The organism is Actimicrobium antarcticum, assembly GCF_039536745.1.
Lineage (GTDB): Bacteria > Pseudomonadota > Gammaproteobacteria > Burkholderiales > Burkholderiaceae_D > Actimicrobium > Actimicrobium antarcticum.
Window position 1 is genome coordinate 127144 of the sequence record NZ_BAAAZE010000007.1, and the last position, 22955, is coordinate 150098.

Annotated in this window: 29 protein-coding genes and 2 pseudogenes; 8 read left to right on the forward strand and 23 right to left on the reverse strand. The window is 56.8% G+C overall.

All coding sequences use genetic code 11. From position 1 onward, the window contains the following. Window positions 1–12 precede the first annotated feature (12 nt). From ABD720_RS06785 to apbC, 13 genes are all read right to left on the reverse strand, one after another. The gene (locus tag ABD720_RS06785) at window positions 13–858 is read right to left on the reverse strand and encodes a formate dehydrogenase accessory sulfurtransferase FdhD (RefSeq protein ID WP_344762510.1); all 846 of its coding nucleotides are present in this window, start codon (window positions 856–858) and stop codon (window positions 13–15) included. Between the two features lie 9 nt (window positions 859–867). Continuing rightward, entirely contained in the window at window positions 868–1254 is a 387-nt protein-coding gene (locus ABD720_RS06790; RefSeq protein WP_344762511.1) for a DUF4399 domain-containing protein, read from the reverse strand. Between the two features lie 12 nt (window positions 1255–1266). Then, a complete protein-coding gene (locus tag ABD720_RS06795) occupies window positions 1267–1626 on the reverse strand; it encodes a hypothetical protein (RefSeq protein ID WP_344762512.1) in 360 nt (119 codons plus the stop codon). A 13-nt stretch (window positions 1627–1639) separates the two neighbouring features. Next, the gene (locus ABD720_RS06800; protein WP_344762513.1) at window positions 1640–2767 is read right to left on the reverse strand and encodes a formate dehydrogenase subunit gamma; all 1128 of its coding nucleotides are present in this window, start codon (window positions 2765–2767) and stop codon (window positions 1640–1642) included. Between the two features lie 22 nt (window positions 2768–2789). Beyond that, window positions 2790–3026 carry a hypothetical protein gene (locus ABD720_RS06805; protein ID WP_344762514.1) on the reverse strand — a complete coding sequence of 79 codons (237 nt, stop codon included), beginning with the start codon at window positions 3024–3026 and terminating at the stop codon, window positions 2790–2792. Then, entirely contained in the window at window positions 3023–3649 is a 627-nt protein-coding gene (gene fdh3B, locus ABD720_RS06810) for a formate dehydrogenase FDH3 subunit beta (RefSeq protein WP_344762515.1), read from the reverse strand. Before fdh3B ends, ABD720_RS06805 begins: the two co-directional genes overlap by 4 nt. Window positions 3650–3685: 36 nt before the next feature. Next, window positions 3686–6646 (reverse strand): formate dehydrogenase subunit alpha, encoded by a 2961-nt coding sequence (locus ABD720_RS06815; protein WP_344762516.1) that lies wholly within the window; start codon window positions 6644–6646, stop codon window positions 3686–3688. Window positions 6647–6663: 17 nt separating this feature from the next. Beyond that, window positions 6664–6855 carry a hypothetical protein gene (locus tag ABD720_RS06820; protein ID WP_344762517.1) on the reverse strand — a complete coding sequence of 64 codons (192 nt, stop codon included), beginning with the start codon at window positions 6853–6855 and terminating at the stop codon, window positions 6664–6666. A 158-nt stretch (window positions 6856–7013) separates the two neighbouring features. Beyond that, the gene (locus tag ABD720_RS06825; protein ID WP_344762518.1) at window positions 7014–7631 is read right to left on the reverse strand and encodes a TorD/DmsD family molecular chaperone; all 618 of its coding nucleotides are present in this window, start codon (window positions 7629–7631) and stop codon (window positions 7014–7016) included. Beyond that, window positions 7631–9694 carry a 4Fe-4S binding protein gene (locus tag ABD720_RS06830; protein WP_344762519.1) on the reverse strand — a complete coding sequence of 688 codons (2064 nt, stop codon included), beginning with the start codon at window positions 9692–9694 and terminating at the stop codon, window positions 7631–7633. Before ABD720_RS06830 ends, ABD720_RS06825 begins: the two co-directional genes overlap by 1 nt. Window positions 9695–10126: 432 nt before the next feature. Continuing rightward, a complete protein-coding gene (locus tag ABD720_RS06835; RefSeq protein ID WP_344762520.1) occupies window positions 10127–10765 on the reverse strand; it encodes a DUF3306 domain-containing protein in 639 nt (212 codons plus the stop codon). Further along, window positions 10740–11249 (reverse strand): DUF3305 domain-containing protein, encoded by a 510-nt coding sequence (locus tag ABD720_RS06840; protein WP_344762521.1) that lies wholly within the window; start codon window positions 11247–11249, stop codon window positions 10740–10742. Before ABD720_RS06840 ends, ABD720_RS06835 begins: the two co-directional genes overlap by 26 nt. Next, window positions 11249–12337, reverse strand: a complete 1089-nt coding sequence (apbC, locus tag ABD720_RS06845) for an iron-sulfur cluster carrier protein ApbC (RefSeq protein WP_344762522.1) — start codon at window positions 12335–12337, stop codon at window positions 11249–11251. Before apbC ends, ABD720_RS06840 begins: the two co-directional genes overlap by 1 nt. A gap of 220 nt (window positions 12338–12557) precedes the next feature. On the opposite strand from apbC, the gene ABD720_RS06850 reads away from it, so the two are divergent. After that, window positions 12558–13274, forward strand: a complete 717-nt coding sequence (locus ABD720_RS06850; protein WP_344762523.1) for a hypothetical protein — start codon at window positions 12558–12560, stop codon at window positions 13272–13274. A 99-nt stretch (window positions 13275–13373) separates the two neighbouring features. On the opposite strand, the pseudogene ABD720_RS06855 reads toward ABD720_RS06850, so the two are convergent. The 4 genes and pseudogenes from ABD720_RS06855 to ABD720_RS06870 form a co-directional block, all read right to left on the reverse strand. Next, a pseudogene (locus ABD720_RS06855) lies at window positions 13374–14114 on the reverse strand (IS3 family transposase); the annotation flags it as partial. 133 nt (window positions 14115–14247) lie between these two features. Next, window positions 14248–14409, reverse strand: coding sequence for a hypothetical protein (locus tag ABD720_RS06860; RefSeq protein ID WP_344762524.1), 162 nt, complete (start codon window positions 14407–14409; stop codon window positions 14248–14250). Between the two features lie 101 nt (window positions 14410–14510). Next, window positions 14511–14972 carry a GNAT family N-acetyltransferase gene (locus ABD720_RS06865; protein WP_344762525.1) on the reverse strand — a complete coding sequence of 154 codons (462 nt, stop codon included), beginning with the start codon at window positions 14970–14972 and terminating at the stop codon, window positions 14511–14513. A 225-nt stretch (window positions 14973–15197) separates the two neighbouring features. Next, window positions 15198–15464 (reverse strand): CopG family ribbon-helix-helix protein, encoded by a 267-nt coding sequence (locus ABD720_RS06870; protein WP_344762526.1) that lies wholly within the window; start codon window positions 15462–15464, stop codon window positions 15198–15200. A 474-nt stretch (window positions 15465–15938) separates the two neighbouring features. Between ABD720_RS06870 and ABD720_RS06875 the strand changes: the two genes are divergently transcribed. Both ABD720_RS06875 and ABD720_RS19290 read left to right on the forward strand, forming a co-directional pair. After that, window positions 15939–16085 carry a type II toxin-antitoxin system MqsR family toxin gene (locus tag ABD720_RS06875; protein WP_344762527.1) on the forward strand — a complete coding sequence of 49 codons (147 nt, stop codon included), beginning with the start codon at window positions 15939–15941 and terminating at the stop codon, window positions 16083–16085. 2 nt (window positions 16086–16087) lie between these two features. After that, window positions 16088–16303 (forward strand): type II toxin-antitoxin system MqsA family antitoxin, encoded by a 216-nt coding sequence (locus ABD720_RS19290; RefSeq protein ID WP_425547928.1) that lies wholly within the window; start codon window positions 16088–16090, stop codon window positions 16301–16303. Between the two features lie 232 nt (window positions 16304–16535). On the opposite strand, the gene ABD720_RS06880 is transcribed toward ABD720_RS19290, so the two are convergent. After that, window positions 16536–16898, reverse strand: a complete 363-nt coding sequence (locus ABD720_RS06880) for a winged helix-turn-helix transcriptional regulator (RefSeq protein WP_344762528.1) — start codon at window positions 16896–16898, stop codon at window positions 16536–16538. Between ABD720_RS06880 and ABD720_RS06885 the strand changes: the two genes are divergently transcribed. After that, entirely contained in the window at window positions 16875–17870 is a 996-nt protein-coding gene (locus tag ABD720_RS06885) for an oxidoreductase (RefSeq protein WP_344762529.1), read from the forward strand. The two genes, ABD720_RS06880 and ABD720_RS06885, sit on opposite strands and share 24 nt — an antisense overlap. A 714-nt stretch (window positions 17871–18584) precedes the next feature. Here ABD720_RS06885 and ABD720_RS06890 read toward each other — a convergent pair. Together ABD720_RS06890 and ABD720_RS06895 are read right to left on the reverse strand one after the other, a co-directional pair. Then, window positions 18585–19073 (reverse strand): cysteine hydrolase family protein, encoded by a 489-nt coding sequence (locus ABD720_RS06890; protein WP_344762530.1) that lies wholly within the window; start codon window positions 19071–19073, stop codon window positions 18585–18587. A 73-nt stretch (window positions 19074–19146) separates the two neighbouring features. Then, window positions 19147–19389 carry a hypothetical protein gene (locus ABD720_RS06895; protein ID WP_344762531.1) on the reverse strand — a complete coding sequence of 81 codons (243 nt, stop codon included), beginning with the start codon at window positions 19387–19389 and terminating at the stop codon, window positions 19147–19149. Between the two features lie 38 nt (window positions 19390–19427). Between ABD720_RS06895 and ABD720_RS06900 the strand changes: the two genes are divergently transcribed. After that, entirely contained in the window at window positions 19428–19673 is a 246-nt protein-coding gene (locus ABD720_RS06900) for a type II toxin-antitoxin system RelB/DinJ family antitoxin (RefSeq protein WP_344762532.1), read from the forward strand. Window positions 19674–19812: 139 nt separating this feature from the next. Then, complete coding sequence (locus tag ABD720_RS19295) at window positions 19813–19941, forward strand: type II toxin-antitoxin system YafQ family toxin (protein ID WP_425547936.1); 129 nt, start codon at window positions 19813–19815, stop codon at window positions 19939–19941. Window positions 19942–20137: 196 nt separating this feature from the next. On the opposite strand, the gene ABD720_RS06910 is transcribed toward ABD720_RS19295, so the two are convergent. From ABD720_RS06910 to ABD720_RS06920, 3 genes and pseudogenes are all read right to left on the reverse strand, one after another. After that, window positions 20138–20311, reverse strand: coding sequence for a hypothetical protein (locus tag ABD720_RS06910; RefSeq protein ID WP_344762533.1), 174 nt, complete (start codon window positions 20309–20311; stop codon window positions 20138–20140). A gap of 63 nt (window positions 20312–20374) precedes the next feature. Further along, complete coding sequence (locus tag ABD720_RS06915; RefSeq protein ID WP_344762709.1) at window positions 20375–20836, reverse strand: helix-turn-helix domain-containing protein; 462 nt, start codon at window positions 20834–20836, stop codon at window positions 20375–20377. A 44-nt stretch (window positions 20837–20880) separates the two neighbouring features. Then, window positions 20881–21177, reverse strand: a pseudogene (locus ABD720_RS06920) (type II toxin-antitoxin system HigB family toxin); the annotation flags it as partial. A 21-nt stretch (window positions 21178–21198) separates the two neighbouring features. On the opposite strand from ABD720_RS06920, the gene ABD720_RS06925 reads away from it, so the two are divergent. Continuing rightward, window positions 21199–22056 carry a cytochrome b/b6 domain-containing protein gene (locus ABD720_RS06925; protein ID WP_344762534.1) on the forward strand — a complete coding sequence of 286 codons (858 nt, stop codon included), beginning with the start codon at window positions 21199–21201 and terminating at the stop codon, window positions 22054–22056. Continuing rightward, window positions 22053–22826, forward strand: a complete 774-nt coding sequence (locus ABD720_RS06930; RefSeq protein WP_344762535.1) for a molybdopterin-binding protein — start codon at window positions 22053–22055, stop codon at window positions 22824–22826. The genes ABD720_RS06925 and ABD720_RS06930 overlap by 4 nt, the downstream gene beginning before the upstream one ends. Window positions 22827–22955 lie beyond the last annotated feature (129 nt).

Consider the following 22955-nt stretch of genomic DNA (forward strand, 5'->3'; position numbering starts at 1 on the left):
GCGCACATCAAATCAGGCAACCTTCAGCACGCCATCAAGCAAGTGCGGTTCGAACACCACGCGCTCCTTGCCGGCTAGTAATAGAAAATGCTTGCCGGTACAGCGCGCCACCAGTGCCATGCCGAGTTGCTCGGCGACCATATGGCCCATCTGGGTCGTACCAGAACGCGACAGCAGGAAAGGAATTCCCATCTGCCCGCCCTTGATCACCATCTCGGACGTCAGCCGTCCGGTGGTATAGAAGATCTTGTCGTCGCCACGCATGCCATCGAGCCACATGCGTCCGGCAATCGCATCGACCGCGTTGTGACGGCCGACATCTTCGACGAAATACAGCAACTCGCCGGTCGACGAGAACAACGCACAGCCGTGCACCGAACCGGCCTGTTTGTAGATCGATTGCTGGGTGCGGATCGTGTCGATGATGCGATACAGCGTGGACTGCGTCATGCGCGCGTCGGGCGACAGCGAGATCGCCGCAACATCATCCATCAGGCCACCGAATACCGAACCCTGTCCGCAACCGGTGGTCACGACCCGCTTGGCGGTACGCGCCTCGATATCGTCGATCCCGTTGCGCGTGACCACCGCCACTGCCTCGACATCCCAGTCGACCTGCACCGAGACGATGTCCTCGATCTGGCGAATAAACCGCTGATTGCGCAGATAGCCCAGCGTCAGTGCTTCCGGTGCGCCGCCCAGCGTCATCAACGTGACCAGTTCGCGCTTGTCGACATACACGGTCAGGGGCCGCTCGGCAGGAATCGCAATCAGCGACACCCGTCCGCGCTCATCCATGACCTCGACTTCACGCGTCAGGTCGACACTGGCCTCGGTGAGTTGCGGACGGTAAGTCATGGGCCCGATTTACTTGACGTTGACGGTGATGGATTTGCTCAGAGGCTCACCATAAGACTGGTGTGCACCGTTCGCGAATTGCATCGTCAGTTTGTAAGTGCCTGGCTTGAGCGTGACGGTCGCCTCGGTCTGACCTTTGCCGAAATGGATATGGGTTTCGTCAAACGGCACCACTTCACCGGAAGGAATCGCTGCCGCATTGATCAGCAGATGGTGATGGCCACTGGTCGGTGACAGTTCGCCCGCCGGTTTCACATCCATGCCTTCAACCGCAAACTTCACGGGGAAGGTGGTACCAACGGTGGCACCATCTGCCGGCTCGATGAACGACACCGAGGCGGCGTATGACAGGGACGACAACAGCAATCCGGCACATAACAGAGATAAACGTTTCATCGGCTGGTTTCCTTATTTTTTGACAGGTTCTTTGGCTGCGGGAGCTGCGGGAGCAACTGCTGCTGCAACGGCCGGTGCTGCCGCCGGAGCAACCGCTACAGCGGCTACTGGTGCTGCGACATACGGTCCTGGGTCCGCACAAGCTGGCAAGCCTTCCATCGGCTTGGTCGCCGGTGACTTGGCTTTCAGATAATACGCTGCCGTCTTGTCTTGCACCAGACAGAGTTTATAGGCCGAGACCTTGTCGCTCCAGGCGGCCTTGGCTTTGGTTTCGGCGGTCTTGGCTTTGGCTTCGTCGCTAGGCGCAGGCAGCTTGGCCGAAGCCATGCCAGCGAGCGTGAGTCCGAACAGTAATGCGATCAATTTTTTCATGCTGAATCCTGAATCAGGTTGCGCTACGGGGCTGCGCGCCGGACGGCGTCGCGCCTTTTTCTTGGGTGCGGATGCGCGGCACTTTGCCGGCTTCGATATCGTCGTACCACAGGTCATGGTGTTCCTTGGCCCAGGCGTCATCGACGTAACCGGTACGCATGGCGGAATACGCGCCTTCCATACCGATGCTGCCGATATAGATATGACCCATGGCCATGGTCGACACCAGCACGGCGGCGATCAGGTGCACCACGTTCGCGATTTGCATCACGCCGCGTGAATAGTCCATCCCGGGAACCAGCATATTGAGTACCAGACCCGACGCGCTGATGATCAGGCCCAGTCCGACGATGCCTGACCAGAACCACATTTTTTCACCGGCATTGAAGCGACCGGACGAGACGTGCTTGCCACCAAACATGCCGCCTAGACTCAGCATCCATTGCAGGTCGCCTTTTGACGGGAAATTATCTTTCACGAAAACAATGAACGTGACGATGAGCGACACCGTGAATACCGGTCCGACAAAGTTATGCACGTTCTTGCACAGGAAAGACAACCAGCCAAATAGCGTGTGCCCGAATACCGGCATCAGTATGTGCTTGCCGAACAGCAGAATCAGGCCCGACAGCGCCAGCAGTACGAAGCTGATCGCGGTTGACCAGTGCGCCATGCGTTCCACCGACGTGAAGCGCTCGATCAGGCGGCCGGTCGGTGTCGACTTGAGCTTGATCGGTCCTTTGAGGAAGTACACCCCGGCGACTCCCACTGCAGCGAGAAACAGCAACCATCCCCCCAGCAGCGTCAACGGCCCGTTGCGATAGTTACGCCATGCTTCACCAGCGGTAGTTGCCCGTGCCTGCCCCGGAAACTGCTGCTTGGGCTGGATCAGGACGCCGGCTTCCAGTGCCGGCAAGCTGGAATAGTTCTTGGTGCCTTCCTTGATGGTGCGAAAGGTCGGCGCCGAGTTGCCAGGCTGGTCGCGGGTGCGCTCGGCCTGGTTCTGTTTCAGGATATCGACAGACTCGACAGCCGGCGCAGCCGAAGCGGCAGCCGGGTCCGTACTTTGCGCCAGCGCCGGTCCGGCGATGGCTGCCGTCAGCGACAAGCCGACGGCAAAACGTGCAATCCAGTGATTCATGATGGCTCCCGTCGCTGCGCGATCAATTGGATCGGTTGTAGTCGTTTTGTAGCTGGCCGCGGGCGCGCATCTGCAACTCCCACTTGGTCTTGTCGCCTTTTTCGTAGCCCTTGGCGTTGTACCTGGTCGCTTCGCCTTCCCACGGTTTGCTGTCGGGCTTGCTGCTGGAACTGGACATGACCTGGCTTTTTTCGCCACATCCGGCCAGCGCCACCAACGCCACGGCGACCGCAATTAGCCCGCCATGCGCGCGCATCATGATTTCCCCGCAGGTGCTTTGGCTTGCGGATTTGGCGACTTGCCATACGCCGTGCCCCAACCCCAGACTTCGCTACCCTTGCCGCGACGCAGAACCCGGCTGCGGAAAATGTCCGCCACCACGTCACCGTCACCGCCCAGCAGCGCCTTGGTCGAACACATTTCGGCGCAGGCTGGCAGCTTGCCTTCCGAAAGACGATTACGACCGTATTTTTCGAATTCGGCTTTCGAGCCATCTTCTTCCGGGCCACCTGCACAGAAGGTGCACTTGTCCATCTTGCCGCGCAAACCGAACGCGCCATTCGATGGGAATTGCGGTGCGCCAAACGGGCAGGCATACGAGCAATAACCGCAACCGATACAGATGTCCTTGTCATGCAGGACCACGCCTTCGTCAGTGCGATAAAAGCAGTCGACCGGGCAGACTGCCATGCACGGTGCATCCGAGCAGTGCATGCAGGCCACCGAGATCGATTTTTCCTGGCCGACGATACCGTCATTGACGGTGACGACGCGGCGGCGATTCACGCCCCACGGTACTTCATGCTCATTCTTGCAGGCGGTGACGCAGCCGTTGCATTCGATGCAGCGCTCTGAGTCGCAGATAAATTTCATTCTTGCCATGGTATGTCTCCTGAGTCCTGGTGTGGTCAGCGTCGCTTAAGCGATGCGCTCGACCTGGCAGATGGTTGTTTTGGTTTCCTGCATCATCGTTACCGAGTCGTAGCCGTAAGTGGTCGCTGTATTGACCGCTTCGCCACGCACCATCGGTGCCGCACCCTCAGGGTAGTACTCCAGCATGTCCTTGCCCTGCCACCAGCCAGAGAAGTGGAACGGAATGAACGCCGTATCCGCACCCACCCGCGGCGTGACCATGGCCTTGACCTTGATGCGCGCACCCGTCGGGGTCGAGACGATCACATACTCGCCATCGCGGATACCGCGATCGCTGGCTGCCTTCGGGTTGATCTCGACAAAGTTCTCCTGCTGCAGTTCAGCCAGCCACGGATTCGAACGGGTCTCTTCGCCACCACCTTCGTATTCGACCAGACGGCCGGAGGTCAGGATGATCGGGAATTTCTCGGACAGCTTGGCTTCGACGTTCTTTTGCTGGATCGACTTGTACAACGTCGGCATGCGCCAGAACGCCTTCTTGTCATCATGCGTCGGATACTTGGCAACCAGATCCGGACGGGTACCAAACAGCGGCTCGCGGTGCAGCGGTACCGGGTCCGGGAAGTTCCAGACCACGGCGCGGGCCTTGGCGTTACCGAACGGATAGCAGCCATGGACTTTCATGACGACGCGCTGGATACCACCGGACAGGTCGGTTTTCCAGTTCTTGCCTTCGGCGGCTTTCTTTTCTGCCTCGGTCAGGTCATCCCACCAGCCGAGCTTTTTCAGCAGCAGGTGATCGAACTCCGGATAGCCGGTGGTGATCTCGGCGCCCAGTGAATGGGAGCCGTCTTCGGCCAGCAGATTAATGCCTTCGCGCTCGACACCGAAGTTGGCGCGGAAGTTACCGCCGCCTTCCATCACGTGCTTGCTGGTGTCGTACAGGTTCGGCGTACCGGGATGCTTCATTTCCGGTGTGCCGTAGCACGGCCATGGCAGACCGAAATAGTCGCCGGTCATGTCGTAGCCTGAAGTGGCATCCTTGCCGCCCTTGCAGCGCAAGGTTTTCACGTCGAACAAATGCATGTTCTTCATGTGCGCTTTCAGGCGCATCGGTGACTGGCCGGTGTAGCCGATAGTCCAGTTGCCGCGGTTGATTTCTTCCAGCATCGATTCCGGTTCCGGTTCCATCATGCCGCCTTTGCCCGGCACCATTTTCAGGCGTGCGACCAACTCTTTGGCGAAGCCCAGTTTCTCGGCGAACTGATACATGATCATGTGGTCGGTACGCGACTCGAACAACGGCTCGATGACTTTCTCGCGCCATTGCAGCGAGCGGTTCGATGCGGTGACCGAACCCGAGGTCTCGAACTGCGTGGCTGCCGGCAGCAAGTACACGGCACGCTTCGGATTGAGTTCCTGGCCATCGACCTTCATGTTGGCCATTGCAGCAGACGCCGACGGATACGGATCGATCACTACCAGCAGATCAAGCTTGTCGAAAGCTTTTTTCATTTCCAGACCGCGTGTCTGCGAGTTTGGCGCATGGCCCCAGAACACCATCGCACGGACGTTATTGTCCTGGTCGATCAGCTCGTTCTTTTCGAGCACGGCATCGATCCAGCGCGACACGGTAGTGCCGGATTTCTCCATCATCGCTTGCGACGCATACTGCTTTTTGATCCACTCGTAGTCCACGCCCCAGACAGCCGCCCAGTGCTTCCATGCGCCGGTTGCCAGGCCGTAGTAACCCGGCAGCGAATCCGGATTCGGACCGACGTCGGTGGCGCCCTGCACGTTGTCATGGCCGCGGAAAATATTCGTGCCGCCGCCCGCAACACCGATGTTGCCCAGCGCCAGTTGCAGGATGCACGATGCACGCACGATGGCGTTACCGATCGTGTGCTGAGTCTGACCCATGCACCAGACCAGCGTCGATGGCTTGTTCTTGGCCATCGTCTCGGCGCATTTGTAGACTTCGGCTTCCGGTACGCCGCAGGCTTCCTCGACTTTTTCCGGGGTCCAGGTCATGACCTCGGCACGGACTTTGTCCATGCCATAGACGCGGTCATTGATGTACTTGGTGTCTTCCCACTTGTTCTTGAAAATATGGAACAGCATGCCGTACAGGAACGCAATATCCGAGCCGGAACGCAGGCGGATATATTGGTCCGATTTGGCGGCGGTACGGGTGTAACGCGGATCAATGACGATGATCTTGGCGCCGTTTTCTTTTGCATGCAGCATGTGCAGCATCGACACCGGATGTGCTTCGGCAGCATTCGAGCCGATGTACATGATGGCCTTCGAATTCTGCATGTCGTTGAAGCTGTTGGTCATCGCACCGTAGCCCCAGGTGTTCGCAACGCCGGCGACCGTGGTCGAGTGGCAGATACGCGCCTGATGGTCGGTGTTGTTGGTGCCGAAGAACGAGACGAACTTGCGCAGCAACTGGGCTTGTTCGTTGTTGTGCTTGGACGAGCCGACGAAGAACACGGAGTCAGGTCCGGTGGCCTTCTTGATATCGAGCAGCTGTGCCGAAATTTCGGTCAGTGCGACATCCCAGCTGATGCGCTGGTACTTGCCGGCGACGAGCTTCATCGGGTATTTGAGACGGTATTCGCCGTGGCCGTGTTCGCGCAGCGCAGCACCTTTGGCGCAATGGGCACCGAGGTTGATTGGCGAATCGAAGACCGCTTCCTGGCGTACCCAGACACCGTTTTCGACGACGGCATCGACGGCGCAGCCAACCGAGCAGTGGGTGCAGACGGTACGTTTTACTTCGATCTTGGCGCCGCCCTTGGCAGTACTGCCATCGGCTGCGCGTGCGCGCTGGATCAGCCCGAGCTGGGCAGCGGCGATACCTGCACCGACACCGATACCGGAGCGTTTCAGGAAGGAGCGACGATCCATTGTCGGCAAGGCACGCGCCAGGCTGTCGGCGAGACCGGCAGAAAAGCGTGTGGAGGAGCGTTGGCCATCAAGGCCCTTGCGTGTTAGCAGCATGGAGGATCCCTCAATGATTAAAGAGTGGTGGTGCGGTAGTATTTTTTGACGTGTTCCGTCAGGCGGTAACCAGTGCCTTCGGGTTCAGCCGGCGTGGCCGTGACTTCGGCGACCACTTGCGGCGCCAGTTTGACAGCGACACCAGCCGCGGCCACCAGCCCAAGTCCGGCGAAAAAGCTGCGCCGTGCGATTTTGTTTTGCTCTGACATTTTCGTCTCCCGCGGATATCGGGCAAAGAGTGACGAACGATATCGTCAATCCTGCCACTGTTTTTTGATGATTATTTACTGATTGTTTATGGATGACAATATTCGTATTACTACGTACGGATTTACTAATGAATAAATTATCAACGTGACGGCACAGTTCAGCTCATGTCAAACGCCTGCATTTCAACCGTAAAAAACGCCCGCGCCAATTGGGTCACCGGCTGATAGAACACAGTCGATGGATGCTGCTCCAGCGCGGTACACATGTCCTCGACCCACGCCTGCATGTGGTCACTGAAAAACGTCTTCTGGGTCGCCAGGTTGGCATGCATCACATCATCGGACGCAATCAGATAGCGCATCACCTCGCACAGCGAAGCGATGTGATCCTCGCTCTCGACGACGGTGCCGACACGCTCCAGCCCGAGCATCGACAGGTCGGTACGCAGTGCCGCCAGCGGCTTTTCCATCAGAAAACCGGACAGGTAATACGAGCCGTAGAGCATGACTTCCGGCTTGCCGACACCCAGAAACAGCAGCTCGTACTCATCACGCACGATGTACGCATCAGCGCTCTTGCAGACCGCAACCAGATCGGCCCAGGCCTTTTCCAGCACGCCGTCACCTTCGGACTGCGCCGACGCGATGGTGTCGATCAGCGCCTGCGATGGCGGCGCATTGAACAGCGTGGCGAGCAAGCCGTACAGGTCGGCACGGGCCGTTTCTTCGCCCTGATCCTGGCGTTCGAATGTCAGCGGATGGGTCGTGGTTGTCATCAGGCACCCCGCTTCAGATCGGTGATCGAGGTTTCTTTGGTATTGCTCATCATGTCCACCACGCGGCAGTCGGAACACATCTTGATGCGATCGAGGTTGCCGGCAAACGCGCCGTGCAGCGACAACTTGCCCAGCATGGTTTCGATCATCTGCGCGGTACCGAACGGCTTGCTGCAGCGGATGCAATGGAATGGCGCAGCTTCATTGAGCACGCGCGATTGCTTCGCCACATCGGTCAGCAGCAGGCGTGGCGTGAGCGTGATGGCGTTTTCCGGACAGGTCGTTTCACACAGACCGCATTGCACGCAATTCTTTTCGACGAAGCGCAATTGCGGCGTCTCGGCGTTGTCCATCAGCGCCGATTCGGGACAGGCACCGACACAGGACATGCACAGCGTACAGGCGGACGTGTTGATATTCACGGTGCCGTACAGCGAGCCCGCCGGCAGCGCAATTTGCTCCGGTTTTTCAGGCGCAAATTTCAGCAGATGACCGATCACCAGATCGAGCGTTCCGCGCTTTTCGGCGGCCACGGCAAACAGCGCGCGCTGGCTCGGTACCGCTGCCACAGCCAACTGCTGCATCGCGCTGTCGAGCGCGGCAGGCGAGGCGGCCCGGATCAGCGACAAATGGCTGCCCTGATAGCCGAGTCCAGACAAAATGGTCTGGCCGATCGCGATTTGCTGTTCCAGCGCCGTCACGTAATCGGGCGCCTCTTCCCCGCTGAGCAGGATCGTCACGTGACTAGCGCCATACGCCACCGCTGCCAGCCACAGGTCGATGCCGGTCGATGCGGTGTGATGCAACGCTAGCGGTAACACGCGTGCTGGCACGCCCTGCAACTTGCCGCCGGCCTTGGCCAGACGACCGAGCTGGGTGATCAGTGCAGCACCTTTGTCGGCACTGTGCAGCAGCAGCGCCGGCTGCTCGCCACCAGCTTTTGCGAAGGTGGTGAGCATGGTCTTGATGCGCTTGCCGGTGTCGGGCGCACGCGGATACGCATAAGTCAGCGCACCGGACGGGCACACCGTGGTGCAGGCGCCGCAACCGACACACAGGTTCGGCGTCACCTTGACCAGATTGCCATCGTGGCTGATCGCTTCTGCCGAGCAGACATCGATACAGGATGTGCAACCGATCTGGCCGTTACGGCCGTGCGCGCACAGCTTGTCTTTGTAAAGGAAAAACTTGGGCTTCTCGAACTCGCCCACCATCGCGGCCAGCTTCAGGGCGGCATCGGTCTGGCGTTGCGCATCGTCGCCGGCTGCGAAGTAGCCTTGCGGCGGCTGATGCATGGTCAGGACTGGCGTATCGCACAGGTCCAGCACCAGATCGAAGTCGCCGCTGCGCTGGGTTGCGCTGCGATTGAAATCGATTGCACCGATCGGGCCGCAAGCTTTGACGCAATCACTGTGGGAGGTACATTTGTTCAGGTCGATCTGGTACATCAGATCGATCGCCTGCTCGGGGCATGCATCGACGCAGGCATTGCAGCGGGTGCAGATTTCGAGGTCGATCGGATTGGCCTGCTGCCAGCGCACCTTGAATGCACCGAGCCAGCCATCAATCTGAATCTGGTTACCGGAAAATGTCGGGAAAGTGCGCTCCTGCAGCATCCCGCTACCGCCATCGGTCAGCAGCACGCTGATGTCGAGCTGCGCGCCAAGGCGTTCGGCCCACGGCAGCACACGGTTGGCCGGACCGGTGATCAGCAGGTGGCCGCCGGATTGATAAGTGACGACCGGCACCGGCTCCGGATCGGGCAGCGCCGCGGCAGCGAGCAACGCCGCCATCTTCGGCAACGCTTTGGCTGCATCCTTGCTCCAGCCACCGGTTTCGCGAATGTTGACGAAGCGGATGGGGGCGACCGAATTCTTTTGCTGCGCCAGCTCCGAGAACAGGGCGCGCTCCTGCGTGCAGGCGACCACGACGTCATCGACGCCATCCGCAACCTCGAGAAAGGCCCCAACCTGATGGCGACAAAGTTCGGTAACTATCGGAAGTGCCGTGCCGGTATTTAGCGCCATACCAAGCTGCACACCGGCGGCATCATCGATCGGCATCGACCGGTTGCAATTGCAAACTTTGAATTGAGTAGACAAATTAATAACGCAATCTTGTGCGTGTAGAGGAGATCATTTGGAAAATGTTCGCCATTGTAGCCTTGCAGTGGGAAAAAATCTTGGCGCGCACTGACAATTTCCATTGTGCAATGCAACCATCTGCAAACGGTATATAGGCACAACAAAACCGTTATTTTTCCGATATGACTTATTTTGCTTTAATGACAATTTAAATTGACATCGTGCAGACCAGGTCGGCGTGAGCTTTTCAACGTGCGTCGCTGATGCGGGCGTTGGGATTTGAGAGCACTAATGGCTTGAGGGCATGGAGCGCATCGGTTTGGAGACCGACTATCTGGCGAACCTGGCGGCGCGATGCGCCGCCAGTATGCAGCGCGCCCCGCAACACGCAAGTTAGTGTGACCGCTTACGCTACGAACGATCGACCGCTATTCCAGTCGGCAATACCATCGAAGGTTCCGAAAGAACAGGCGTTTCCCGATCAGCTGGAAGCAGCGCCCGGTCATCATCCAGATCAGCTGCAACGCCAGGCGCATCCTCAGCCGGGGCAACCATCACCTCCGCTTCGGCAACGGTATCCTCATCCTCGATCGACTCCGATTCATCCACCGACGCATCAGCGACCTCCTCGACGACCACCGCAGTTGGCGGCGTCTCCAGCATCTGCATGAACGGTTTTTCAAGGTGCGCCAACGGGTTCATCAGCAGCTTTGCATGGTTGAGCTCGGCGACCATCTCGGCCGTCATTGGCACGAACGTGTTGTAGTCCTCGATGTAGGTATCGAGCCCGTCCATGATGTTGAAATGCGGATCGGCGAACAGTTTTTTTAACGCCAGCCGCTTGACCGCTTCATCGATACCGCGCGCCACGAAGGGCGTAAAGTCCGATGACATCGTCAGCGCTGCCGCGTCTTCCAGCGTCGGCGGTGCCACCGGCTCGGCGGGCGTGACTGACTCGACAGGTCGAAGCGGTGCAATTGATTCAACCGGCGCAGGCTTCCTCGCCCAGCGCGCAAAAAAATCTTCAGCTGCCACGCGGTTTCCCTTCATCCAGTGCCATCTGCGCAACCGCGGCGCCGCCCTCGAACGATGGCTTGCGACGCTTGCGCTTTTGTTCGGGCACGTAATAGGTTTTCACGAAGGCTGTCAGGCGCTCGATGATGTCTGCCGACGCCGCAATCGTATCGACCTTTTCGCCGCCATCCATCAGGCGGGCGCCTTCGTGATACGACAGCGTGACGGTTTTGGGTACCGCGATTTCGACCCCGTCGACTTCTTCCATGCGCCACATCACAAACCAGCACGGCGCCGGCGAACTGATGTTGAGGAAGTAGCCTTCGGCCTCGTCACTGTACAGGCGCACGTCGAAGCCGCCGAACAACCAGCGCTGATCGTCATCGCCACCACGCAGGCAACGTCGCTCGTCCGGCACACCACTGAGAATTTCCAGAGGTTGCCATTGATGGGATTGCCAGCGATTGTCGATGCGCAATCGCTGCATCACCACGCCGATATTGAGGGCCTCGGTTTCCATCAGTCGTTCTTGATCACGATGCTAGGGAATTTGCTCGACATGTCCTTGGCTTTTTCGGCCACCTTGACGGCGATCTTGCGGGCGATGCTGCGATAGATTTCTGCCACCGGACCATCCGGGTCGGCGACCACCGTTGGCATGCCGGAGTCGGTTTGCTCGCGGATCGACATCGTCAATGGCAATGCGCCCAAAAATTCGACACCGTATTCTCCGCACATTTTTTCGCCGCCGCCCTGCCCGAAAATCGCTTCCGCGTGACCGCAGTTCGAACAGATATGGGTGCTCATGTTTTCAATGATGCCGAGGATGGGAATGTCGACTTTCTCGAACATCTTGAGGCCCTTGCGTGCATCCAGCAGTGCGATGTCCTGCGGCGTGGTGACGATGACGGCGCCGGTGACCGGTACTTTCTGGGACAGCGTCAACTGGATGTCGCCGGTGCCGGGTGGCATGTCGACGATCAGATAATCGAGGTCGCGCCAGTTGGTCTGGTCGAGCAATTGCTGCAGCGCCTGCGTGACGATCGGACCGCGCCAGACCATCGGCTCGTCCGGATCGATCATGAAGCCGATGCTGGAAACTTGCAGACCGTGGTTTTCCATCGGTTCCATGGTCTTGCCGTCGACGGTTTCCGGACGACCGGTGATGCCCATCATCATCGGCTGTGACGGTCCGTAAATATCGGCATCGAGGATACCAACCTGCGCGCCTTCGGCCGCCAGGGCCAGCGCCAGATTGACGGCAGTGGTCGATTTGCCGACTCCGCCCTTGCCGGAGGCAACGGCGATGATGTTCTTTACATTTGACATCAGCTTGACACCGCGCTGGGCGGTATGGGCGATGATTTTCGAGTACACGTTGGCGCTGACGTTGCCGATGCCTGAAAGCTGACGCACGCCGGCAATGGCGGCTTTGCGGATGCCATCGATCTGGCTTTTGGCGGGGTAGCCGAGTTCGACATCGAAGGCGACATCGTTACCATCGAGCTTGATATTCTTGACGCACCTGCCGGCGACCAGATCCTTGTGAGTGTTCGGATCGATGACCTTGGACAGGGCTTCTTTGACGAGTTCTACGGTAATGCTCATTGCTGCTTCTCCAGTATTTTTTGCGCCGCCTAGTCTAAACCAAAACGTCCGATGGCTGGTCGAGATGGCTGGAATGCATAGCGTCTGCCTCTGAAAAAAACACCCACGCACGACTGGGCAACAGGTTGCGTGATATCCCTGAAAGGCTCTGCGCATTACAATGCGTGCGCATGATCGCGACCGCCTTCCACCTGGTTCATGGCAAAAGAAAGCAAGAACGATGACGATTCCCCTTCTGCCTTTTCGGGCCAGCACGGCGCAAGCCTGCCACTGGCTTGCCCAGCAAACCGGTTCGCCCTGGACACTGGCACGCCTGATAGAGAATGGCGTGATTCCGTACGTATGGCTGGACTATGACGCTGCGTATCCCGAGCTGTTCGGTGATGCCAATGGAGGTTACCCGGCGCCGATTTTTTTCGAAGGCGACACGCAGCGACTGGCCGCGGGCAGCGAGGATGTACTCATCACGATGACCAAGGATGTGTACCGCATTGTCACCCAACTCAAGCCCCCTGGATTTCGACGACCACTGGATGCACTGCGTTTTTTGAAAAAGGATCTGGAACGCCTGGCAGGCAAACTCAAGCGCGACGCCGAGCGGGTTAGCGTCGACGTCGACGTCGACGAGCCCAAAGAATCACAGCTTGGCATCAGTAAAGACCAAGTGTTGATGGCATTTGCCAGCCTGGTAAAAATTGATATGGAACAGGCACTGGCCGCTGCCGGTGGCATGTTCGGCGACGAAGGCGCACGCGTAAAAGGCAGCGTCACCAAATCAAAAAACAAGGCCATCTGGAATCCGGTGACGCTGGCGCTGGGTCTCAATGATGTGTACCGGGTACCGATGTCGCATCTGAAAAGGGCGTTCGCCACGCAGGCATGTTTAGCTGCGTGGGTTTCGGAATGGAATCAGACATTGGCGCTGCTGGGCAAGTAACGCGCAGCGGTTTGAATCACGGGCTCGAGCGGCAGTCGATAGCACCGCGACAAGCGCATTTATCGACACAAGTGCGGTGGTCAAGTTATTTCGGACACCTCAATGGAAGTTTTCTGTCAATTTCCGCTTGAAGACGGCGGGCGACAGGTTGTCCAATGCTGAGTGCAAACGCGAGCAATTGTAGACGTCGACGATGTAGGACGTGACGTCCTTGCGAGCCTCTTCCTGATTGGCATAGCGGGTACGCCAAACCCATTCCATCTTGAGATTCAGAAAGAAGCGTTCGGCCACTGCGTCAGAGCCGTGCTCTGACGCACAGCAGTTCCCCTTACGACTCATGCTGCAGACCATGCCATGTCGGTTCAGCAGCGCCTGGTACTGGATGCTGGCGTAGGGACCGCCGCGGTCCGAATGCACGATCAATCCCGCCGGCGGACGGCGACTGGAGATAGCCATGCGCAACGCGTCGCACAGCAGTGCGGCAGGCATGGCCGGTGCGGTGGCCCAGCCAATCAGCTTGCGCGGGAACAGGTCCAGTACCGTCGCCAGATACAGCCAACCGGTCTCAGTACGGATGTAGGTGATATCGCTCGTCCATGCAGTGTTTGGCGCAGCCGGATTGAATTGCCGGTTGAGCACGTTGGGAGCAATCGCCAGATCATGTTTGCTGTCGGTGGCGTGAATGAACTTGCGCTTCCCCACCGGTTTCAGGCCGGCCTGACGCATCAGGCTGCGCGTCTTGTAGCGCCCCATCCGGATGCCCTGCAGTGTCATCGCGCTGATCAGCCGCCGGCTTCCGTAGCTTTGACGATTGGCGGCAAACGCGGCCTTCAGGTGGACCGCTTCCTTCGTGAAAAGCGGTTTGGCAGCACGGGCTGTGCGTCGTAATACCCGGAGCGGCTAACGGCCTGCATTCGGAAACTACGGGCAGTCGATACGGCCTCCTTGTGCAACTGGGTCAAAAGCTGGTGGCTTATTTCAGTTCCAGGGCAACGAAGGCCGATGCTTTTTCTAAGATGGACACATCGGGGCGCAATTCCCGATTCTCGCGTTCCAGGGCACGAATGCGTTGCTGATACGACAGGTGTCCGTACAAATTAGACCACGACACATACACCTCAAATACATCGTTCAAAAGTGATTCCTGCCTCGATGAAAAAACGCTTCATTCAGGTCGATAACAAATACTATTTTCCCGACAAGACATACGCGTTTGAAGACCGCGAAACAAACATTTTATCCAGTAAATCGTAGCGACATGAAAATGCTGTTCGGGTCCTCGACATAATCACCGAAGGGACCACAGCGTACGAAGCCGACACTCTCATACAGACGGTGCGCAGGCATAAATTCCACAGCCGAGCCGGTTTCCAAACTCAAAATTTCGTAGGATCGTTGTTTCGCCGTTTGTATGATGTGAGCAAGAATGGCACGTCCAGCCCCCTGGCGACGGCGTGCTGCTTGAGTGCGCATTGACTTAATTTCCCCATGTTTGATATCTAACTCCTTCAGCGCACCGCATCCGAGTAGAAGAGGCCCCTCCCACGCGGACCAAAAGGTAATGTCCGGCTTTCGAAGTTTTTCTAAATCGAGCGCGTGGACGCTCTCGAGAGGCGAAAGCTGCCGCATGCTTTCCAAATGCTCCTGAAGCAACGAATGGATTTCCAATCGCGACAGGTCGTCGATTTCAATCTTCATTTTTCACCCTATGTATATTCAGTCGGATATCGAGACGCGGAGTTCTTATGTAAGTAAAGAAGCGGGTTGAGGTGCGGTGGAAAGGAACATCGCGTTAAGCCGGTGAAGCACAGCATCCTCAACCTTCGGGAACGGCCTGGACGGCACGTTTCGCGAACGTCAGAATACTTTCCAGACGGGAAAAGATGGAGGCGCGCATGTCGCACAACGCGACCTGCGACCCCATCAGATATGACATTCAGGAGGTTCGATATCGTCGCCATCTGCGAGCTGCGCCAGCCAGGCGTCGGCCTCGCCAGCAGTAACAGGCAACCCCGTGGTCCGGTACTCTTCCCACGCCTTCGGGGTATCTTGCCGGAAGACTTCGCGCTTTTCCTCGCGCTCTACGTATTGCGCGACAGCCTCGCGAAGCATCCGGTGCAGGATCCTGCGGCAGGATTGCGCCAACTGATCGAGGCGAGAGCGAGTTTCCGAGTCCAGCTTGACGGACATAGAGCGCAGAATTGCGTCAGTCAGGGTGTATCTCCTTTCAATCAATCATAGATAATACCTTTTCAAACGTTGCCATGACGGCAAGCCGCGATTCGTTCTGCCCAGCGAGAATGGACTTCAAACTGACGCCAGGGATGTGGCGTCAGTTACATCATGATGAGGCCGATTTTGGCAAATCGCGACGCCCACGCGTCGGCACCAAGGTCCCCAACCTGGCAGGTCTGGCCTTTAACCCGGTTTTACATTCCGTTGCGCCGGAAACACTATTATCTGCACAGACAACTGCGCGCCGAATGAAGTAAATTAACCAATTTGCCAAATTATCCAAGCAGGGAAAATTTCGCTCACGGAGAGATCAACCCGATATTGCAAGCTCACTGTAGCCCGATCTTTGGTTAACACTGGCAAGGCGCGCACCGCCCACGCCGCACAAATGAGCTGGGTCTCGCTTTTTCCAAAATGCTGGATGTGGTGATGGCACTCACGCTAGCGGATTTCTACACGAGCAGGAACACCCATACCGACCACACGATATTGCAGGATCTGTTCCGCCTAGGCGACGTGTACCTCAAGCTGAAAGTCCTTGATGACGTCCTGATCGTGTCCTTCAAGGCGCTCTGAACTTGAAGTGTCCCCTTTGCGGTGCGGTCGCACTGATTCACGACACCCGCGACCCTCCCGACAGCTACAAAGGTCAAACCACCGCCATTGCAGCAGTGACGGGTGACGTATTCCCGGCGTGTGGAGAGTCCACTCGGGATGTAGCGGTATCCAACCGCGTCATGCGACAAATGCGCGGCTTCTCGAAGCAGGTGAATACAGCCATCGTTGTATCCTGACTTCACCACCAGCGTGCGCAAAAAGCTCTGGATTGACCAGCACGAAGCCACAGAAATCTTCGGTGATCACATCGCCGCGAGTTCCGGAACCCATAATCGGGGAGAAGTGGAAAAACGAAAAATTGCGCGCTACGTTTTCGCAAAGCTTGAAAATTTGCTATTGCCTTTGGCGACTTGCCGTAATGCCTCAAAACGAATTTTGCTGTTCCGCTCACAGACACACAATAAAATCTTACTCGGAAGATTGGCTCATCCGAATGGGGCGGCTACCTAGCTTTGCTCCCGTGACCGCATCCACACCAATTGGCTGAATCTCCAGGCCTGTTTCGCCGTCCATATAGCGCGCGAGATTCTCGCCACAGTTCCGCTGCGACCATGCTCCCAACATCATCAGCACTGGCAGGAAGTCGCGGCCTGCCTCTGTCAACACGTATTCCTCGCGCGTCGGGCTTTCGGAGTACACGCGCCTTGCCAGCACACTTGCCGCCACTAACGCGCCAAGACGCTTGGTCAACATGGTAGGAGCAATTCCCAAGCTCTTGCGAAATTGCTCGAAGCGCGTTAATCCCGCGTGCGCATCGCGCAGTATCAGCATGCTCCACGCGTCGCCGACCGATTCGAGGCCGCGAGCGACCGGACAGCACAACATAAAATTATTTTTATCGATCATATCTTTTTAGTAGTGAATCAGTACTGTTTTGATAGTGCCGTTCTCTTTATCAACAATCAACCGCTGCGTCATGAAGGAAATCAAATGAACCAGAAAAATAAAGGTATTGCGCTCGTCACAGGGGCATCATCGGGCATCGGCCTGGTAACTGCCAAGTCGTTGGAACGTGCCGGCTATCGGGTGTTCGGCACCAGCCGTAAGCAAGTTGCCAGCCCTTCAGGTGTGGCGATGTTGGTATGCGACGTCACGGACGAGGCGTCGGTGAAGAATGTAATCGATGAAGTTGTCAAGCAGGCGGGACGCATCGATCTGGTGGTCAATAACGCCGGCGTCGGTTTGCTCGGTGGCGCCGAGGAATCGTCGATCGGCCAGGCGCAACGCCTTTTCGATGTCAATGTCTTCGGCGTGGCCCGTGTCATCAACGCAGTGCTGCCCGTCATGCGCGAACAGAAAAGCGGCCGGATCATCAACATGAGCTCGATCCTGGGCCTGATTCCTTCACCTTTCAACGCCTATTACGCGTCCACCAAACACGCGATCGAAGGCTATACGGAATCGCTGGACCATGAAGTACGTTGTTTTGGCATCCGGGTGGTACTGGTGCAACCCGGCGTGACGCGCACCGCCTTCGAAGAGAACCTTACCCGGGCCGACCGCCTCCTGCCCACGTATGCGCAAGACCGTTCACGCAGTGAAGGCCTGATGCGTAAATGGGTCGAGACCGGCGACGACCCGCAGGTTGTCGCCGACACGGTGGTCAAGGCCGCGACCGCTACCAAGCCAAGCTTGCGCTATCCAGCCGGCAAGCAATCGAGCCAGGTCAGCATGTTGCGCCGCTTCCTGCCGCGCGCCGTGTTTGACAAGATGATGCGCAAGTTCAACGAATTCCCGGCCTGAAGCAGTAGCGCCGGCATTGACCAGTAACCGGCTGGCGAGGCGCAGTCCGACCAACACCGCCAACAGAAGACTACTTTGAATATAATTTCCTCAGTAGAAACCCGGCGCTCGTTACGCCAGTTCGATGAAAAACATCGTATCCGCGCCGGTGGTTACGAATTGGCCCGTACGAGCATGTGTATGATTTGTGAGCGCCTCACCAACGACGTCTGTACAGCACGCCATTGACCCGCCAAAGTGGTGCCCACCAACTGGTAGTGGGGACCGCTTTGAACACAACCATCCAATCTGGCAGCCGCAAAGGCTGTCGCAATTACCCGATTGATTTCAAGAAGCAACTGGCGATCGCCGCTTGCGCTCCCGGCGTATCCGTCGCCCGTCTGGCTCTGGACAACGGGACCAACGACCACATGTTGCACAAATGGCGGCGCGCGTGTCTCGCCAGTGGGGTCGCCAGCGAGGTCGTCACGCGTAAAGCTGCGCCATTCACGTTCGTGAAAGTTCATATCACGCCTGTCACCAACGTGACGCCGGTCGTTCCAGTCCCGCTGCAAGACCCGGTTAATTCCATTGCGCCGAATGCGATACCGGCATACCCGCAAGCCATCCAGCCTGACGTTATCGAGATTAGCCTGGCGGCCATTACCTTGCGCTTGCCGAACGACCCGTTCCAAGACAGGGTCCGCTCGAACCCATTAAAACGCAGTGATCGCTCTACACAACGTCGCATCGAGCGCTCAGACCTTGCAAGGCCAGGTCACTCAAGGCTTTGGCGGGAGCTGCACAGCCTTTGGCGATGATGTGGACGTTCATGTCGCGCGCTTGCGGAGACAGGGCGGTGTGGGTGATGCAGTGCTGCGTCATCATGCCGGTGAGATAAATGTCGGTGATGCCAGCGTCGCGCACAATCTGCTCCAAATTTGTTTTGAAGAAACTGTCGGCTTCACTTTTTACAATCATTGGCGCATCACCTAATGCGGCAACGATAGCGCTGTGGGTTTTCACGCCTTCGGTATCGGGCCTGAAAAGGGGTGCATCCGGAGCACTGACGTGCTGCACCCCAACGACCAGCCATCCATCGCGCTTAGCCTGTTCAATGGCCTCTACGGCACCTCTGCAAGCTTCGTCGGCATTTTCCAGTGTGAATGCGCCAGCAGGAAAATAATCATTTTGAATATCGATAACGATAAGTGCTTGTTTCATTGAGTTTCCTTTAATAGAGTTAGGGTTAGGGTTAGGGCGAATGCGCAAACTTTTAGGCAGTCTTATTTCATTCTCAGAAGTGGTAAATTTCCCCATCGAGCGGAACGAGCACGCGTCGACGGTCCATGCCCGCCTTCCGAATGAAGTCGTTCAGGTCCTTTCGGCTTTGCCCCGCATGATTGATTGTATCCATATGCCTTGCGATCACTGTTGCCTCGGGTGCAAGGTGATAGGCGCGCAGTAGGTCCTCCTTACCCATGATGATCGATTTGCCGGACCCGTCGAGCAGCGCATAGGCGGCGTTGAGAATGATCACGTCCGTTCGATACTGCTTGATCGTATCAGTTACCACTTGTGCAGGCCCGCATCGACGGGGCAATACAAGAAGAGGCCGCTGCCGTCTTGGCCGCGATGGGTCTTACCGTGTCCGACGCGGTATGGTTGCTGTTGACGAAAATTGCGCGGGAACACGCCTCGCCTTTCGATCCACTGATTCCCAATGCGACCACTATCGCTGCCATGAAAGAGGCCCATAACGGTAACCTGCCCCGTGTCAACAGCATTGCTAACCTGAAAGCCGCACTCCATGAGGGCGATTGAATGGACAACCCAATTCAAATGCGACTACATGCGTGAGAGTAAAGGCCAGCATCGGGCAACGCTCGACGATGACCTGTTCCCAACGATAGACGCGCTGGCAAATGATCAATTACAGGAGACACGTTACTAAGACTGCGCACTGACCGGTGAATGCAAAGAGCATCGGAATTGCCACATCGAGCCCCACCTGGCTTTGATCGATCAAAAACCGGATATTGTAATTTTGCGGCTCGTTCGGATTGGGTCGCACAGCAAACTTGGCTTGTGAGGCTGTAAAAAACGCCCTGTTCAACGATGGCAGTATTTTTAGGGGATTCGAATTAATAACGACTATTGCTGAACAGGCAGATAAAAATCGATTTTGGCCACGAATCTTAGCTATTCCGGCCCGCTTCCATCATCGCGGTCTGCGGCTCCCTAGTTCCATCGACCTGATCGCGTAACGAACCAGCATCCTCGCGCGCTTACACCGCGTCCTTGCGTAACTGATCGATATCTGAGCAGGTGCCCACCAGGATATTGCGCTGTTCCTGGTGTGTCTCGTTGGCTGCAGCGGCATTTGCCGTAACCATCGCAAGATGCGAACGCAGCGTGTCGATGGTGGCAGCGTCTTGTATCTCCCTTGCTTTTGCTGACAACAATTCGGGCACAGCAAAGGAAGCCAGTGAAACATGATTTAGTCGAGCGCGAGGAAGCCCAACTCAGGAAGATGATGCCAAGCAAAAATAAGACCGTGTACGAGCCGACGCCGAAAAATGGACTGTTAGAACAGCACATTGCGCCGGGAACCAACCCGACGACGCCGAACCGCTAATCAAGCTTTCCGCAGAGATATGCAACCCGGCTTGCAACCGCCGAATCATGGCCAGTATCAGTGGCCGTTTGCAATTGATGATTTCATAAACGCGATCGAGTTTGCCGATCATCGCCACCAGATCCTTCGCCACAAGTCCGGCTTGTTCCATGCGAAATTTGATGGCCGCAACCGGGTCGGGAGCCGAGGCCGGATAGATCGTGTTTTCATATGCCTCGATAAGCATCAGCAGCACTTCGAAGCGGTCTCCTTCCGGCGAATCCGGAACGGGTTCGTGGTCAACGTACCAGCACGCCACTTCCAGCGCCCGCTGATACTGCTCTCCCATGCGAATCGGCTTGAGTTCCATTCATTACCCATGGTGATCGTGGCAGCGTCGGCGCGGTCGTATTCGATGTGTGTGACGATGAATTTGCCATCAAATGCGCCGAACTGATAGGCAGTCGCGACAAGCATGCGGTGGTCATTGCCCTTGATGTTGAACACGATACGGTTGTGTCCGACCACGCCGGCACTGCGATATTGATTCTTGAGTTCCTGCGGTGTCTGCCAGCGTGCTACGCTCACTTTCTCGTGCCAGGCGTTCAGTGGCTGCTCGGTACCGGGATACGAGAAATGCCTGCCGAAAAATATAGCATTAGATCGACGATCCAGATTATGTTGCGTCCGCAGATTTTCCAATTCGACCATTAACGATTTGAGAGAAATTTCATGGCATCTACCGCAATGCTGACCTACCGGCACCGCCTACCGATTCGCCTTATGCATTGGATTAATGTGGTCTCGTTGACGATCCTCTTTATGAGCGGACTGCATATTTTCAATGCGCATCCAACACTGAATTGGGGCGTATCCTCGTACACTAACCGCCCCGCCGTACTCGAAATCAGCGCGCAGGAGACCGACGATGAAGATGCGACGCCATCGGCGAAACCCAACGTGCAAGGCATTCTGACGGTGTTCGGCCATGAGTTTGACACTACTGGTTTTCTGGGCGCCCGCTTGAAAGCCGATGGCAGTACGGATACCAACGCATTTCCATTATGGATGACCATACCCGGCGCGTATTCGCTGGCCGAAGCACGCGACTGGCATTTCTTTTTTGCCTGGCTCTTTGTCATTAACGGCGTAATCTATTTGCTATACGGTTGGTTCAGCGGCCATCTGAAGCGTGATATGGCACCTACCGTTCCGGAATTGCGCAACATCGGCACCTCGATAAAAGACCATGTCCAGTTCAAGCATCCCACTGGAGAAGCCGCCACTCGCTACAACGTGCTGCAAAAACTGGCGTACCTGATTGTGATATTTGTCCTGCTACCGCTGATCATTTTGATGGGTATGGCGATGTCGCCCGGACTTGATTCGCTGCTGACCGGCTGGGTCGATCTGTTCGGTGGCCGCCAGTCGGCACGCACTATTCACTTTGTAGTGGCATGGCTGCTGGTCGCGTTCGTCCTGATTCACGTGTTTGAAGTCCTCATCAGCGGTCTGTTCAACCACATGCGCTCGATGATCACTGGCTATTACCGTATTCCTGCCGATCCAGTTTCAGGAGAGAAGTCATGAAACATCAACCAGAAAAGCGTCGATTCTTCCGCATGTCGCTGGCAGGTGCCGGCGCAGTGCTGGTGGCAGGCTGCGATCGACTGGCACAAACCAGCTGGTTTCCGAAGATACTGGCATCCGGAGAAACTTTTAACCACGCCGCGCAGAAAGCGCTGCTCTCGCGCAAGGCAATGGCGCAAGAATTTTCAGAAGCCGATCTCTCCCCAAGCTTTCGCAGCAATGGCACCAGCGATCCGAACAGCGCTGCCTATCAGGCGATGGTACAAAATAATTTCGCCGACTGGTCGTTAAAAGTCGATGGACTGGTTGAACAGCCGATGCAATTGACGCTGGCACAATTACGTGCAATGCCAAGTCGTACGCAAATTACCCGGCATGATTGCGTCGAAGGCTGGAGTGCGATCGGCAAATGGACCGGGGTGCCGCTGCAGCAAATCCTGGTAGCGGCCAAGCCAACCGCTGCAGCGCGCTTCGTGGTTTTTCATTGTGCTGATCCGATGGAAAGCGATGGCAGCAGCCTGTACTACGAAAGTATCGATTTGGACGACGCTACGCATCCGCAAACGATTCTGGCTTACGCGCTCAATGGTGAAACCCTACCTGTGCAGAATGGCGCGCCACTGCGCCTGCGAGTCGAACGACAATTGGGCTACAAGCAGGCAAAGTATTTGATGCGCATCGAACTGGTTGACAGCTTTGCCCATATCAAAGGCGGCAAAGGTGGCTACTGGGAAGACAGTAACGGGTATCAGTGGTTTGCCGGGATTTAAACCTTTTCTGTACAAGTCGCACTTATTCTTTCGTCTCGAATATTGGCTTTTAGTAATAGCGCTCTTCATTCAGCGATTTTTTGACCAGAATTAACGGTGACCAGCGCTCACCTCAAATCAGCAATGACT

Excerpts from the sequence above, each read along its gene's own strand:
- ABD720_RS06880 (WP_344762528.1), bottom strand. The coding sequence starts at position 16,898 with ATGCTGATACTGCGCGATGCGCACGCGGGATTAACGCGCTTCGAGCAA.
- ABD720_RS06840 (WP_344762521.1), bottom strand. The coding sequence starts at position 11,249 with ATGGAAACCGAGGCCCTCAATATCGGCGTGGTGATGCAGCGATTGCGC.
- ABD720_RS06915 (WP_344762709.1), bottom strand. The coding sequence starts at position 20,836 with ATGGAACTCAAGCCGATTCGCATGGGAGAGCAGTATCAGCGGGCGCTG.
- apbC (WP_344762522.1), bottom strand. The coding sequence starts at position 12,337 with ATGAGCATTACCGTAGAACTCGTCAAAGAAGCCCTGTCCAAGGTCATC.
- ABD720_RS06795 (WP_344762512.1), bottom strand. The coding sequence starts at position 1,626 with ATGAAAAAATTGATCGCATTACTGTTCGGACTCACGCTCGCTGGCATG.
- ABD720_RS06865 (WP_344762525.1), bottom strand. The coding sequence starts at position 14,972 with ATGAAGATTGAAATCGACGACCTGTCGCGATTGGAAATCCATTCGTTG.
- ABD720_RS06890 (WP_344762530.1), bottom strand. The coding sequence starts at position 19,073 with ATGAAACAAGCACTTATCGTTATCGATATTCAAAATGATTATTTTCCT.
- ABD720_RS06800 (WP_344762513.1), bottom strand. The coding sequence starts at position 2,767 with ATGAATCACTGGATTGCACGTTTTGCCGTCGGCTTGTCGCTGACGGCA.
- ABD720_RS06925 (WP_344762534.1), top strand. The coding sequence starts at position 21,199 with ATGGCATCTACCGCAATGCTGACCTACCGGCACCGCCTACCGATTCGC.
- ABD720_RS06815 (WP_344762516.1), bottom strand. The coding sequence starts at position 6,646 with ATGCTGCTAACACGCAAGGGCCTTGATGGCCAACGCTCCTCCACACGC.
- ABD720_RS06850 (WP_344762523.1), top strand. The coding sequence starts at position 12,558 with ATGACGATTCCCCTTCTGCCTTTTCGGGCCAGCACGGCGCAAGCCTGC.
- ABD720_RS06790 (WP_344762511.1), bottom strand. The coding sequence starts at position 1,254 with ATGAAACGTTTATCTCTGTTATGTGCCGGATTGCTGTTGTCGTCCCTG.
- fdh3B (WP_344762515.1), bottom strand. The coding sequence starts at position 3,649 with ATGGCAAGAATGAAATTTATCTGCGACTCAGAGCGCTGCATCGAATGC.
- ABD720_RS06875 (WP_344762527.1), top strand. The coding sequence starts at position 15,939 with ATGGCACTCACGCTAGCGGATTTCTACACGAGCAGGAACACCCATACC.
- ABD720_RS06785 (WP_344762510.1), bottom strand. The coding sequence starts at position 858 with ATGACTTACCGTCCGCAACTCACCGAGGCCAGTGTCGACCTGACGCGT.
- ABD720_RS06835 (WP_344762520.1), bottom strand. The coding sequence starts at position 10,765 with ATGAAGGGAAACCGCGTGGCAGCTGAAGATTTTTTTGCGCGCTGGGCG.
- ABD720_RS06805 (WP_344762514.1), bottom strand. The coding sequence starts at position 3,026 with ATGATGCGCGCGCATGGCGGGCTAATTGCGGTCGCCGTGGCGTTGGTG.
- ABD720_RS06830 (WP_344762519.1), bottom strand. The coding sequence starts at position 9,694 with ATGCCGATCGATGATGCCGCCGGTGTGCAGCTTGGTATGGCGCTAAAT.
- ABD720_RS06820 (WP_344762517.1), bottom strand. The coding sequence starts at position 6,855 with ATGTCAGAGCAAAACAAAATCGCACGGCGCAGCTTTTTCGCCGGACTT.
- ABD720_RS06930 (WP_344762535.1), top strand. The coding sequence starts at position 22,053 with ATGAAACATCAACCAGAAAAGCGTCGATTCTTCCGCATGTCGCTGGCA.
- ABD720_RS06825 (WP_344762518.1), bottom strand. The coding sequence starts at position 7,631 with ATGACAACCACGACCCATCCGCTGACATTCGAACGCCAGGATCAGGGC.
- ABD720_RS06870 (WP_344762526.1), bottom strand. The coding sequence starts at position 15,464 with ATGTCCGTCAAGCTGGACTCGGAAACTCGCTCTCGCCTCGATCAGTTG.